This is a genomic window from Campylobacter sp., assembly GCF_030528245.1.
Classification (GTDB): Bacteria; Campylobacterota; Campylobacteria; order Campylobacterales; family Campylobacteraceae; genus Campylobacter_D.
Map to the genome: position 1 here is coordinate 46,995 of NZ_JAUMZG010000004.1, position 13,302 is coordinate 60,296.

At 45.1% G+C, this 13,302-nt stretch carries 13 protein-coding genes and 1 pseudogene; 11 read left to right on the top strand and 3 right to left on the bottom strand.

Annotation, left to right across the window (positions count from 1 at the left end; all coding sequences use genetic code 11):
- Nucleotides 1-33: 33 nt before the first annotated feature.
- Genes Q4A73_RS01665 through htpG form a run of 3 tightly spaced genes read right to left on the bottom strand, consistent with a single transcriptional unit; the run spans nt 34 to nt 2,626 of the window.
- Nucleotides 34-471 carry a hypothetical protein gene (locus Q4A73_RS01665; protein ID WP_303205698.1) on the bottom strand — a complete coding sequence of 146 codons (438 nt, stop codon included), beginning with the start codon at nt 469-471 and terminating at the stop codon, nt 34-36.
- Nucleotides 468-788 (bottom strand): rhodanese-like domain-containing protein, encoded by a 321-nt coding sequence (locus Q4A73_RS01670; RefSeq protein ID WP_303205699.1) that lies wholly within the window; start codon nt 786-788, stop codon nt 468-470. The genes Q4A73_RS01665 and Q4A73_RS01670 overlap by 4 nt, the downstream gene beginning before the upstream one ends.
- Nucleotides 785-2,626: a molecular chaperone HtpG gene (gene htpG / locus Q4A73_RS01675; protein ID WP_303205700.1), complete on the bottom strand. Its 1,842-nt coding sequence runs from the start codon at nt 2,624-2,626 to the stop codon at nt 785-787. The genes Q4A73_RS01670 and htpG overlap by 4 nt, the downstream gene beginning before the upstream one ends.
- Nucleotides 2,627-2,898: 272 nt before the next feature.
- Between htpG and Q4A73_RS01680 the strand changes: the two genes are divergently transcribed.
- The 11 genes and pseudogenes from Q4A73_RS01680 to Q4A73_RS01730 form a co-directional block, all read left to right on the top strand.
- Nucleotides 2,899-4,155 (top strand): methyl-accepting chemotaxis protein, encoded by a 1,257-nt coding sequence (locus Q4A73_RS01680; protein ID WP_303205711.1) that lies wholly within the window; start codon nt 2,899-2,901, stop codon nt 4,153-4,155.
- 9 nt (nt 4,156-4,164) lie between these two features.
- Nucleotides 4,165-4,659 (top strand): PAS domain-containing protein, encoded by a 495-nt coding sequence (locus tag Q4A73_RS01685; protein WP_303205701.1) that lies wholly within the window; start codon nt 4,165-4,167, stop codon nt 4,657-4,659.
- 9 nt (nt 4,660-4,668) lie between these two features.
- Nucleotides 4,669-6,522, top strand: coding sequence for a tRNA uridine-5-carboxymethylaminomethyl(34) synthesis enzyme MnmG (gene mnmG, locus Q4A73_RS01690; protein WP_303205702.1), 1,854 nt, complete (start codon nt 4,669-4,671; stop codon nt 6,520-6,522).
- Between the two features lie 108 nt (nt 6,523-6,630).
- The gene (petA, locus tag Q4A73_RS01695; RefSeq protein ID WP_303205703.1) at nt 6,631-7,134 is read left to right on the top strand and encodes a ubiquinol-cytochrome c reductase iron-sulfur subunit; all 504 of its coding nucleotides are present in this window, start codon (nt 6,631-6,633) and stop codon (nt 7,132-7,134) included.
- 1 nt (nt 7,135) lies between these two features.
- A complete protein-coding gene (locus Q4A73_RS01700) occupies nt 7,136-8,386 on the top strand; it encodes a cytochrome bc complex cytochrome b subunit (protein WP_303205704.1) in 1,251 nt (416 codons plus the stop codon).
- Nucleotides 8,383-9,510 carry a c-type cytochrome gene (locus Q4A73_RS01705; protein ID WP_303205705.1) on the top strand — a complete coding sequence of 376 codons (1,128 nt, stop codon included), beginning with the start codon at nt 8,383-8,385 and terminating at the stop codon, nt 9,508-9,510. The genes Q4A73_RS01700 and Q4A73_RS01705 overlap by 4 nt, the downstream gene beginning before the upstream one ends.
- Nucleotides 9,511-9,666: 156 nt before the next feature.
- Complete coding sequence (gene rpsB / locus Q4A73_RS01710; RefSeq protein ID WP_303205706.1) at nt 9,667-10,458, top strand: 30S ribosomal protein S2; 792 nt, start codon at nt 9,667-9,669, stop codon at nt 10,456-10,458.
- Nucleotides 10,458-11,534 (top strand): translation elongation factor Ts, encoded by a 1,077-nt coding sequence (gene tsf, locus Q4A73_RS01715; RefSeq protein WP_303205707.1) that lies wholly within the window; start codon nt 10,458-10,460, stop codon nt 11,532-11,534. Before rpsB ends, tsf begins: the two co-directional genes overlap by 1 nt.
- A gap of 1 nt (nt 11,535) precedes the next feature.
- Nucleotides 11,536-12,186: an ABC transporter ATP-binding protein gene (locus Q4A73_RS01720; RefSeq protein WP_303205708.1), complete on the top strand. Its 651-nt coding sequence runs from the start codon at nt 11,536-11,538 to the stop codon at nt 12,184-12,186.
- Nucleotides 12,158-12,925: a flagellar biosynthetic protein FliR gene (fliR, locus tag Q4A73_RS01725; protein ID WP_303205709.1), complete on the top strand. Its 768-nt coding sequence runs from the start codon at nt 12,158-12,160 to the stop codon at nt 12,923-12,925. The genes Q4A73_RS01720 and fliR overlap by 29 nt, the downstream gene beginning before the upstream one ends.
- Nucleotides 12,926-12,979: 54 nt before the next feature.
- Nucleotides 12,980-13,302, top strand: a pseudogene (locus Q4A73_RS01730) (hypothetical protein); the annotation flags it as partial.

Genomic DNA, 13,302 nt, shown 5'->3' on the forward strand with positions numbered 1-13,302 from the left:
AGGCGGCCGCGACAAAGCGGCGGGGTGGGGGACTCACTCTTTTTTTAAATTCTCAAAAGCCTCCATAAGCTCTTGCCTGAGTCTGTCGCCGATTTCTTCGCCTTGCTCTAAAAATTCTAGAATTAAATTTTCCAAATCTTTCAAAAAATCAAAAAGCTCTTTTTGCCAAATTTGCTCGTTTTTTTTGCTCAAATTCATCGTTTGGATGAAGGTAAGCTCACGGCTCAAATCCCCGAGCTTTTCTAAAAAATCCTCTTTTTGCTCAGGGTTTTTGAGGCTCAAATTCTGCCCCTCAACCCCCTCTTTGAGCTCCCTGATCTTCCCGTCAATGCAGTCGCAAAACTGAGGGTAAAGCTCTGATTTTATCGGCTCTAAAAGGGCTTTTTCGTCGATGTTTAGGCTGAATTTTTTGACCGCAAAATAAAGCACGAGAAAGGAAAGCGCCGCGATGAGGAGGTAAAACTCTATCACGCTTCTTTCTCCAGGGCCAGCATCCCCCCGTCCAAATTCACCCCCCTGATGCCAAGCTCATCAAGCACTATCCTAGCGGCTATCTCGCTCCTGCCCCCGCTGCGACAGATGAAGGCTAGGATTTTATCGCTTCCATCAAGAGCGCTTTGAATTTCTTGCACGAAATTCGTATTGAACGAGCCCAAATCATCATACAAGGCCACGCACCGAGCATTTTGCAAAACCCCCTCCGCCCACTCGGCTGGAGTGCGGACATCAAAAATTTGATACTCATTCAAGCTTTGCGTCCAAATTTCTGCGGGGATATTTTCGATCACGACAGGGCCTTGGTGATGATTTTGCTGAGACTGGCGTTAAAAGCGGCGGTGTTTTCCACGCCCATGCCCTCGCTAAGCTTGGCCATATTCAAAACCAAAGTGGCGATGTCGGGGGCGAAACTTTCGTTGTTTTGAAGCTTGGCAAAAATTTCGTGCTTGGGATTGAGCTCTAAAATCGGCTTGAAATTCTGCTCCTGTCCCATTTGCTTTAAAAGCTGCTGCATCGCAAAATCGGGCTTATTTTTGTCATAAACTACGCAACTTGGGCTATCCTTGAGCCTCGAGGTCAGTCGCACATCCTCGACCTCTTCCTTTAAAAGCTCCTTAAATTTCGCTAAAAGCGGGGCGAAATTTTGCTTTTCCTCATCGCTAAGCTCGTTTTTGTCCTCGACCTGATTGATAGCGGTGAATTTTAGCCCCTCAAATTCACCCATGCTCGGCATGATGAGGCTATCGATCTCATCATCCATCAGCAAAACCTCAATATTTTTCGCCTTGTATTCCTCAAGCAGGGGGGAATTTCGCAGCAGGGATTCGCTATTTCCTGTGATGTAGAAAATTTCTTTCTGCTCGGGGATTAGGTCGTTTTTATACTCGCCCAAAGAGCGCAAAGTCTCGCTTTTGCTGCTTTTGTAAAGCATTAGCTTTAGTAAATTTTCCTTTTCTGCGCCAAAGCCGTATAAGCCTTCCTTCAAGGCTCTGCCGAAGGTTTTGAAAAATTCTAAATATTTTTCTTTATCTTTTTCCTTTAGCCTTTCAAGCTCGTTCAGGATTTTTTTCACGCTGGCCTCTTTGACGGCTTTTAAAATGGTATTTTCCTGCAAAATTTCACGACTGACATTAAGCGGCAAATCCTCCACATCAATGATACCCCTCACAAAACGCAAATAGATCGGCAAAAGTTCCTTGTCATCATCGCTGATGAAAACCCGCTTTACATAAAGCTTTAGGCCGCTTTCATAATCCACGCGAAAGAGGTCAAAGGGCGCATTTTGCGGGATGAAAAAGAGGGAGTTGTATTCAAATTTACCCTCGCTTTTGGTGTGGAGGTAGAGTAGGGGCTTGTTAGAGTCGTGAAAATTTTGCGCGTAAAAATTCTCGTAATCTTCAGGCTTGAGACTGGATTTTGCCATCCTCCAAATGGCGTTGGCTTTGTTGATTTGCGAAATTTTAAGCTCTTTTTTGGGCTCCTTATTTTCCTTTTTTTCCTCCTCGGTGAGGGGGATGAACTCCTCTTTTTCCATAAAAATGGGAAACTGGATGTGGTTTGAGTACTTCTCTATGATGCTTTCTATCTTGTAGGCGTTGCAAAATTCCTCATCCTTGAGGTGCAGGGTGATGCTCGTGCCCTGCTCGTCTCTCCTTGCCTCCTCTATCTCATAGCCGCTAGCATCGGAGACCCAAAGGTAAGCCTTATCCTCTAGGGCCTTTTTGCTTAAAACTTCGATTTTGTCCGCGACCATGAAGGCGGAGTAAAAGCCCACGCCAAACTGCCCAATGAGCTGGGAGTCCTTTTTGGAGTCCCCGCTTAGGCTTTCCAAAAAGCTCTTCGTGCCGCTTTTGGCGATGGTGCCAAGGTGGTTGATTAGATCCTCTCTATTCATCCCTATGCCGTTGTCTGAAAGGGTGAGGATTTTTTTGTCTTTGTCGATTTTGATTTCAATTTTGGGCTCAAATTTAAGGCTTTTGTAAGCATCATCGCTCACGCTTAGGAGATTAAGCTTATCAAGGGCATCGCTGGCGTTGGATACAAGCTCTCTTAAAAAAATTTCCTTGTTTGAGTATAAGGAGTGAATCATAAGCTGCAAGAGCTGATTGACCTCGGTTTGAAACTGCATTATTAAGCTCCTTTGTAAAATTAAAGGCCGTATTTTACGATAAATTTTGTAAATGCTTTGACCGCTCGGTAAAAAGTATACTTTTATGGAAGGTTAAAAATTTGTCTTATATACTTCTTTTCTTTAGAATTCTATAAGCATTGAGGATGGTGATGAAAAAGTGCTTCATTTTGGCTATTTTATTAAATTTACTTGGCATTGCGGTTTTGATTTTTGGCGGCGTTTTTATGGCGCTTGGATTCTTTACTGCTGCGACGGGGCTTTTGATTGTGATGGCGATGAGCCGCAGTGATGAGGAGCGGATGCTGGAGAAATTCTTAACGCTCTCCGGTGAGCTCAAGGAGGGCAATTTTGACCACCGCATCGTCTATACGGGGACGAAAAGCAAGAAGCTTGCTAAAATCGCCGATAATCTTAACAACACCATCGACGGGCTTGAGGCTTACTTGAGAGAGATTAATACCTCTGTTGCCTGCTCTCAAAGAGGTGTGTTTTACCGCAAGGCCTTGCCCGATGGACTGAAGGGAATTTTTGCTAGCAATATCGACTTCATCAACAAGGCCTTATTCGATATAGAAACAACCGCAAAATCGACCTTCAAAAACGCCCTATCCAAAACTCTAATGGACCTAAGTCTTGGTAATCAAAATAAAGACTTGGTTCAAATTTCAAACTCCTTCAACGCCGATATTAGCGTGATGAATAATGTTTATGGTACTGTGGATTTGATCACAAAAACCGCCACAGAAAACGGCACGGAGGTAGATTCTTTACAAGAGGCGATGTCTTCTTTAATGGAAGTGGTAAGCTCCAGTCAAAAGACTGTGCAGACTTTTGTGGCGAATTCACAAAACATCACCTCCGTGGTTGAGGTTATCCGCGACATAGCCGATCAGACCAATCTCCTAGCCCTCAACGCCGCCATCGAGGCCGCCCGGGCAGGCGAGCATGGCAGAGGCTTTGCAGTGGTGGCTGATGAGGTGCGCAAACTAGCCGAGCGCACGCAAAAATCAACAAGTGAAATTTCCATCGCCATCCAAACCATGCAGCAGGATTTTGAAAACATCCAGTCCGGTAGTGAGCAAATTTTTGGCATTGTGAGCGAGAGTGAGGAGAGGATCATTAAATTTTCCTCAGCCTTTAAGCATCTTGAGGAAAATAGCTTTGTGCTCGGGACGGAATTTGCCGCCTTTGCAAAGAGGCTTGTTTTGTCCGTGGTGAAAATCGATCACATTCTTTACAAGTCAAACATTTATCTCAGTCTCAACGGTGCGCAAGGATTTGACCTTGAAAGTCAGGATGCGATTTCTAATTTGTGCGAGGATGAGAGGGCAAAAGAGCTCATTAATGAATTCATACCAGAAGATGAGCTAAAAGTTGCTAAAGATTTTATAAAAGGAAAGGCGGCAGATTCTATCCAAAATGCTAAAAATGAGTATATCGACAAGGCCACTTACAACGCCATCGTAAGCGATATTAAAGACTTGGAGAAAAAAAGCGCTGCGCTTTTGGAGAAACTAAAAATTTAAGGAAGGATAATGGGAAAGGAAATTTTTTTAAAAAAGGGCAGCTTGATAACCTCCAAAACCGATTTAAGCGGCAAGATCGTCTATGCGAATGATGATTTTTTAAATTATGCAGGCTATAGTGTGAAGGACATACTTTACAAGCCGCACAACATCGTCCGCCACGAGGATATGCCTAAGACTGTGTTTAAGTTTTTGTGGGACTACATCAAAAAGGGCGAGGAAATTTTTGCCTTCGTGAAAAACAAGAGCAAAAATGGCGATTTTTACTGGGTTTTTGCCAATGTAACCCCCTCGTTTGATATGCAGGATAAGATGATAGGCTATTATTCTGTGCGTCGTCAGCCCAACCCTAAGGCCATGCCTCCCATTCTCTCCCTCTACGATGAGCTTTTAAGGGCCGAAAAACAGGGCATTGCTGAGGGAGTGAGAACCTTGGAGGATTTTTGTAAAAAGGCGAAAAAAAGCTACAACGAGCTCATTTTTTCCCTGCAAGAGACAAAGTAGCCCCTGAAGATGTTTGACATTATCGTGGTGGGGGGCGGGCACGCTGGCATAGAGGCCTGCGCTGCGGCGGCTAGAATGGGCAAAAAAACCCTGCTCCTAACGACGCTGATCGAGCAAATCGGCGCGGCCAGCTGCAATCCCGCCGTGGGGGGTCTGGCTAAGGGGCATTTGGTTAAGGAGCTTGACGCTATGGGCGGCCTGATGGGCGAGATCACCGATGCGGCGGGGATTCAATTTCGCATTCTCAATGAAAGCAAGGGCGTTGCCGTGCGGGGTAGCAGGGCGCAGATTGACATGGATAATTATCGCATCAGCGCGCGCAATAGGCTTTTGAGGCTTGAAAATTTAGAGCTTTCTCAGGAGCAGGTGGTGGCCTTGCTCATTGAAAATTCTACGGTTAAGGGCCTAAGGACGAATTTGGGCCAGTGTTATTTCGCTCCCAAAATCATCCTCACCACAGGCACCTTTCTCAATGGCCTCATCCACATCGGTGAAAATCAGCTCCAAGCGGGTAGGGTGGGGGAGCTAGCCTCCGTGCCGCTTGGCAGATTTTTACGGGAGCTGGATTTAAAGGTAGGGCGACTCAAAACAGGCACTTGTCCGCGGGTGGATGCCAAGAGCATTGATTTTAGCGTTTTGGAAATCCAGCACGGCGATGAAAACCCCAAGCCCTTTAGCTTTCGCACGAAAAATTTCAACCCCGAGCAGCTTCCCTGCTACATCGCCCGCACGAATTCAAAAACTCACGAAGTGATACGGCAAAATTTTGACCGCGCCCCGCTTTTTACGGGACAGATCGAGGGTGTGGGTCCGCGCTACTGCCCCTCCATCGAGGATAAGATCAAGCGTTTTTCGGACAAAGAAAGCCATCATCTTTTCATCGAGCCTCAAACGAGGGAGGCTACAGAATACTACATCAACGGCTTTTCCACCTCCCTGCCCTATGAGGTGCAGATGAAGATGCTGCGCAGCATCGAGGGTTTTGAGGAGGCGAAAATCACGCGCTTTGGCTATGCGATCGAGTATGATTACATCGAGCCTGTGCAGCTGAGGCATACCTTGGAGCTTAAAAAAATTTCGGGGCTTTATTGCGCGGGGCAGATTAACGGCACGACGGGCTATGAGGAGGCGGCGGCGCAGGGCTTTATGGCGGGGGTGAATGCGGTTTTGGCTCTGGAGGGGAGGGCGCCTTTTGTTTTGGGGCGCGATGAGGCTTATATTGGCGTTTTGATTGATGATTTGGTCACCAAGGGCACGAAGGAGCCTTATAGGATGTTCACCTCAAGGGCGGAATTTCGCCTGCTTTTGCGGGAGGAAAATGCTATTTTGAGGCTTGGAAAATATGGCTTTGATTTGGGACTTTTGAGCGAGGAGGATTATGCCTACATCCAAAATATCCGCACGAATTTAGAAAGGGGCCTGGAATTTCTACTGGGCACGCAATGGACACCAAGTAATGAAAACAACGCGCTTTTGGCGAGGCTTGGGGAGGAGAAAATCACCGCGGTGATGAGCCTGCAAAAGATCGTCGCTAGGGCCAGCTTTGATAGGGACAAGCTGCGAAAGCTTGGCGGCTGCTTTGAGGGTATGGATGAGGCCTCCTTGCAGGAAATTTTAAGCGAGGCAAAATACTACCACTACACGCAGATGCAAAAGGCGCAGGTGGAGAAAATGCGCGCCTTGAGCGGCTTAAAAATACCTGAAAATTTTGATTTCAAGGGAGTGAGTGGCCTGAGCAATGAAGTGGTGGAAAAGCTTGAGGAATTTAAGCCCGGGACGCTTTTTGCTGCCAGTCAAATCAGCGGCATAACCCCTGCGGCTTTGGATATTTTGCAAATTTGCATCCAAATGAATCGAAAATAGCTTTCACGCAGGAGTCGCGATGGCTAAAAGAAAGCTAAAGAAAAAATTTATTTTATTTTAGGTAAATTCTTAAAACTTTTTGAAATGAAAGCTTAGGAAAGGAAGGTGATGGAAACTTCAGAGAGCCGACGAAATTTTATAGGTTTTGCATTTGGGACTGTGGCCGCTGTGGGGGGTGTTTTCTCGCTTGTGGCGATGAAAAAAACTTGGGACCCGCTCCCAAGCGTCAAAGCGGCGGGCTTTACAACCGTGGATCTGAGTGCGATGCAGGAGGGGGAGCTAAGAACCATAGAGTGGCGCAAAAAGCCCATTTTCATCCTCAAAAAAAGCGCGGATATGTCAAAAGACGAGAAGCGTGATGTGCTTGTGGGGGATGCGGCCTACATGCTTGTCATCGGGCTTTGCACGCATTTGGGCTGTATCCCTGCGTATGCGCCAAGTGAGCAGCTGTTTAAATGCGCCTGTCATGGGGGTGAATTTGACACCAGTGGCAAAAATGTCTTCGGCCCCCCTCCAAGACCTATGGACATACCTCCCTTTAAAATAGACGGGACAAAGCTCGTTTTGGGCGAGGAAGGTCCTGAATATCAAAAGATGATTGCGGAGGTGTGAGATGGCGCAGATTAGAAAGGCAGATGGCATAGTGGATTGGCTTGATCAAAGGCTCGCTGTGCATAAATTGCTCGATGTTTTGATGAATAAATACTGGATACCTAAAAAAATCAATTTCTTGTGGGCTATGGGAGTGATTTTGACCACCCTTTTTGCCGTGCTTTTTGTCACGGGGCTCTTGCTTGTGATGTATTATAAGCCTGATACGGCTTTGGCCTTTGATAGCGTCAATAAAACCATCATGCAGGAGGTGGAATACGGCTGGCTTTGGCGGCACATGCACGGCGTGGCAGCTTCGGTGATTTTTCTCATCCTTTACATTCATATGCTTACGGGAATTTATTACGGCTCTTATAAAAGGGGTCGTGAGATGATTTGGATAAGCGGCATGCTTTTGTTTGTGGTGTTTTCTGCGGAGGCTTTCAGCGGCTATATGCTTCCTTGGGGGCAGATGAGTTACTGGGCGGCTCAGGTCATCACCAATCTTTTTGGCGGAATTCCACTCATAGGCGATGCTTTGGTCGTGTGGATAAGGGGCGATTATGCGGTGTCTGATCCGACTTTGACGAGATTTTTTATGCTTCATGTGTGCTTGCTTCCTATTGTGATTTTAGCCATCATTGCTTTGCACTTTTATTCCCTAAGAATTCCTCATGTTAATAACGAAATCGCTGAGGAGCTTGATTTTGATTTGGAGGCGGAAAAATACATGGCAGGAGACACGAAGGGGGCTAAGGTTATCCCTTTTTGGCCGGGCTTTTTGAGCAAAGATTTTATGTACATTTGCCTCTTTATGATTTTCTTTTTTTATTTGGTGAGCTTCAAATTTTCTTTTGCGATGGATCCTATTAATTTTGACCCAGCCGCTACGCTTAAGACCCCTGCACATATTTACCCTGAGTGGTATTTTTTATGGAGTTATGAGGTTTTGAGGGGATTTTTCTTTGACGTGGGTAGTATCAAGGCTTTTGATATAGGCCTTGCAGCCTTTGGTGTCGCTCAAGTGATCTTCTTTTTGCTCCCCTGGCTGGATAGGAACGATGTGGTAAAACCTGCACACGAAAGACCTTTATTTTTTATATGGTTTTGGGTTTTGCTTGTGGATTTAATCGTTCTAACCGTGTATGGGAAATTGCCCCCAACGGGTATTAATGCTTGGGTGGGATTTTATGCTTCTGTAGCGTTTTTATTGTTACTCACCGTCATTTTACCCGTCATTACAATTATGGAAAAAAGGGGAGTGAAAAAATGAGAGAGTTGAAGATATTTTTTGTCGTTGTAGTCTTTACATCCCTTGTTTATTGGGGCGTGGAGCCCTATGCGCATTCTGTAATGAAGCCTCATGTTGCCCCTGCAAATTTTGATTTTGCCGTTGAGGATACGAATTTCGCCAAAGGAGTCGTGGATGAAAAAGAGGCGCTTTTGGCTGAAGCTAAAAAGGGAGACGATGCTGCTCAAATAGAAAATGCCACTAAGGCTTTGGAGCTAGCTAAGGAAAATTTAAGCAAAGTGGAGGCCCTGTGGACTGAGGTGGCTAAGATTGATTTTTCTAAGGGTGATGCAAAAAGGGGTAAGGAATTTTTCGAGGGAAATTGTTTTGCCTGTCACGGACTGAAAGAGGACGGCATCGCGGCGAATTTTACGGACTCTTCAGCCTATGGCGTGATTCCTCCCGATTTAAGCTCTGCGGCCCTGCTTTATGATGAAAAATTCTTGGCCGCCTTGATTTTAAATCCAGCCCTTGCTCTAAAGGTCGATCATAAATTCGGTGATGCCTTCATAATGACAGCCTACAATAGCGACACTTCGGGTGAAGTTATAGCACTCGTTCATCAAAATATAGCCAATGTGATCGCTTATCTTAAGGAAGAGGCTTTGAAATTTGAGGCTAATGAGGATGCTAGGATCAAACGTGAGCTTGAGGCAAAATATGCCTCAGTGGAAAACGAGCAAGAAAAAAATGCCCTAGTGCAGAAGGATACGACTTTTGCTAAGGAAAAGCTCATCTTCACCGAGGCTTGCGGCAGATGCCATGATATGAAGTATGATGGCTTTTTGAGCGCATCGGCTAAGGAGGATTTAGCGACTTATTTAGGGTCCGTGCCGCCTGATTTATCGATGATGATACGCAGTAGGGGGGAGCAGTATTTGCATGATTTCATCAACAATACGCAAAAATTGCTTCCGGGCACGGCTATGCCAAGGGTAGGACTTAACGAAGCTTCTCAGGCTAAAGTGATAGCCTATCTTGAAAAAGTGGGCGATAGCAAGAAAGAAGAGAGAGAAAGCGTGGGAATTTACATCATGATTTTCTTTGCAATTTTGAGTGTTTTTGCTATCGCTTGGAAGCGTTCTGTTTGGTCCAAGCTGCATTAAATTTTTGAGCCACTACGGCTCAATCTTCTCCAATTCGTAAGTGAAAACTAAATTTATTGTGCTACAATCTGCGCTTTATTTCACACGCATCAATCCTTATTTAGCTGTTTGGTATGAAGGGATGCGGAGGAAAAGCTAAATTTACAAGGAGACATTATGGTCAGTATGAGGGATTTGTTGGAGTGCGGTGTGCATTTTGGCCACCAAACAAGACGCTGGAATCCAAAGATGAAAAAATTTATTTTTGGAGAAAGAAAAGGGATTTATGTCATCGATCTGCAAAAAACCCTAAGATATTTTAGATACACCTATAATATCGTGCGCGATGCAGCGGCCGAGGGTAAAACCATACTTTTTGTCGGCACCAAAAAGCAAGCAAGTGGAGCGATTAAAGAATTTGCAGAAAAATGCGGCATGCCCTATGTCAATCATCGTTGGCTTGGTGGTATGATGACGAATTTTGGCACGATCAGACAGTCCATTAGAAAATTAGAAGTGATAGAAAAAATGGAAGAGGATGAGAGCATCAAGCTTTTAACCAAAAAAGAGGCCCTGATGCTGACACGAAAAAAAGAAAAACTCCTTGCCTATTTGGGTGGTATTCGCTACATGAAAACGCAGCCAGATATGATTTTTGTCATCGATACTGTGAAAGAAAAAATCGCCGTTGCTGAGGCAAATCGGCTTAAAATTCCCGTTGTTGCTCCGCTTGATACCAACTGTGACCCTGACTTGGTAACCTATCCCATTCCGGGAAATGATGATGCCATCCGTTCTGTCCAGCTTTTTTGCCAAGAAATGGCCGAGGCCATCAATGAGGGGAAATCTTTGAGAGAGCAGGATGGTGAGCCATTGAATGAGGGCGATGAGGACATCAGCGAGCAAGAAAAACAGGAGGTTTTGGACGAGGCGATGGATGAGGAAGATTTTAAGGAGGAGCAAGAATAATGGCTGAAATTTCTGCACAAAGAGTGAAAGAACTACGCGAAAGCACCGGCGCTGGGATGATGGACTGCAAAAACGCCCTGAAAGAAACGGAGGGCGATTTTGACAAGGCCGTCCAGCTTTTGAGAGAAAAGGGACTGGGAAAGGCGGCAAAAAAGGCCGATAGATTAGCCGCTGAGGGGCTTGTGAGCGTTAGGGTGAATGAGAATTTCACCAGTGCGACGGTGAGTGAGATCAACTCAGAAACTGATTTTGTCGCTAAAAATGAGCAGTTTATCGCCCTGACGCGCGATACGACAGCACACATTCAAAACCACTGTCTAAAGAGCGTCGAGGAGCTTCAAACCAGCATCATCAACGGCGTGAAATTTGAAGAATATCTCAAAAGTCAAATCGCAACCATAGGTGAAAATTTGGTCGTGAGGCGATTTGCCACCCTGAATTCTGGCGAGAAGGGCGTGGTCAATGGCTACATGCACACCAATGGGCGCGTTGGGGTTATCATCGCTGCGGCTTGCGATAGTGTGGAATTTGCGACTAAGGCGAGGGACTTTCTCAAGCAGCTCTGTATGCATATCGCGGCGATGAAGCCGAGCTATTTGAGCTATGAGGAGCTTGATATGGAATTTGTGGAAAACGAATACAAGGCTTTGGTTGCCGAGCTTGAAAAGGAAAATGAAGAAAGACGCAGGCTCAAGGACCCCAATAAACCCGAGCATAAAATTCCTAAATTTGCAAGCAGAAAGCAGATCACTGAGGCGATTTTAAGGCAGGCTGAGGAGGACATCAAGGCCGAGCTTAAGGCGCAGAACAAGCCTGAAAAAATTTGGGCCAACATCATACCTGGGAAAATCAATAGCTTCATCGCTGAAAATTCCCAGCTTGATAGTAGGCTTACTTTGATGGGACAGTTTTATGTGATGGATGATAAAAAAACCATCGCGCAAGTCATAGCCGAAAAGGAAAAGGAATGGGGCGGTAGCCTTAAAATCGTGGAATTTATCCGCTTTGAAGTGGGTGAGGGCTTGGAGAAAAAGACTGAGGACTTTGCGGCAGAGGTCGCTGCGCAGATAGGCTAAAATGGAGCTTTTGAGGGCGGAGAGGCTTGGGCATTGCTTTGATTATCCGCTCTTTGAGAATTTGAATTTGATTTTGAGCGAAAAGGACTGCGTGGCCGTTCAGGGCAGTAGCGGCTGCGGGAAATCCACCCTCCTGCACATACTTTCTTCGTTGTTAAAGCCTAATCTTGGTGAAGTTTTTTATCGGGGTAAAAATCTTTACGCCCTGAGTGAGGATGAGAGGCTGCAAATTCGCCGCTTGGAGCTTGGCGTCATCTTTCAGGCGCATTATTTATTCAAGGGCTTTTCTGCCTTGGAAAATATTGAACTTGCCAGTGTTTTGTCGGGTAAAAAATTGGATGGAGAAATTTTAAAAAGGCTGGGCATCGAAGAGCTTTTGTCTCAAAAGATAGGCAGGCTCAGCGGGGGGCAGCAGCAAAGGGTCAGCATAGCGAGGGTGCTTTGTAAGAGGCCGAAGATCATCTTTGCCGATGAGGCAACGGGAAATTTGGACTTTGACAATGCAAAAAATGTGATCGAGCTTTTGATCGACTATGCGAAAAAGAACGATGCCGCCTTATTTTTTGTAACCCACGATAGCACCTTGGCGGCTCTTTGTGATAAAACCTACCTCTTAAATTTTGATGGAATTTGTCAATTATCTCGGCGATAAAAATGTAGCGACCTTCATGCTTTTGTTCGCTAGGCTCAGTGGGCTCATCGTTTTTTTTCCATTTTTCTCGCACAACAGCATCCCTTTAGTCGTCAAAACCACCATCGTTTTCTTTTTGACCATCTTTCTCTACCCCCTAGCGAGGCTTGAAAATTTGCATTTGGATAGCTTTTTCATCCTGCAGCTTTTGAGCGAGATGATTTTTGGGATGATAGCCGGACTCATTTTGCAGCTTGTTTTTACCATTGTGATGATGGCGGGGGAGCAGGTTGCTTTTACGATGGGCTTCACTATGGCTAGCGTTTTGGACCCGAGCTCAGGCGTTAATATGCCCATCATCGCACAAATTCTAAATTTACTCGCCCTGCTTTTTTTTCTCGCCTTTGATGGGCATCATTTGATGATTTTATTTTTGAGCCAGAGTTTGGGTTATATTCATTTGGGAGGGTTTTATCCGGGAGAAAATTTCATGCACTATTTGAATTCTGGGATGCTCAATGTCTTTGTGATAGGCTTTACGATGTCTTTTCCCATCTTGGCGATTTCCTTGCTTTCTGATGTTATTTTTGGACTTTTGATGAAGACCATGCCACAATTTAATCTTTTAGTCATCGGCTATCCCATCAAAATAGCCCTAGCATTTGCTGTTTTGATTGCGATTTTGCTCGTGATGATGCAGTATTTCAAAGCCCTGATCCTTGAAATTTTTTCAAACATGCAGGCTCTCTTTTTCAGCTAAGCAAAGCGTTAAAAAAAATAACATAAAATAGCGATTATTTTTGAGGATGCCTTTATGAAAATTTTACTTTTAAACGAAAATCCTGTCGTATCCAAACTCATCCACTTAAGCGCGGGAAAGATGTCCTATGAGCTTGAGGAGCTTGATGCTTACAATGGCGAGGATTATGACATCATCATCGTAGATAGCGATATTAAGGTGGATTTAGAGCCGCTAAAGGAGCATTGCAATCGTTTGATTTTTCTATCCCCGCGTAACAAAAAATGCGAAATTGAGGCAGAAATTTTACACAAGCCCTTTTTGCCGACTGATTTTTTAAATTTGCTTGAAAATAAAATCGATCTAGAGGCGCAAATCATCGAGGACAAGGATGCCAC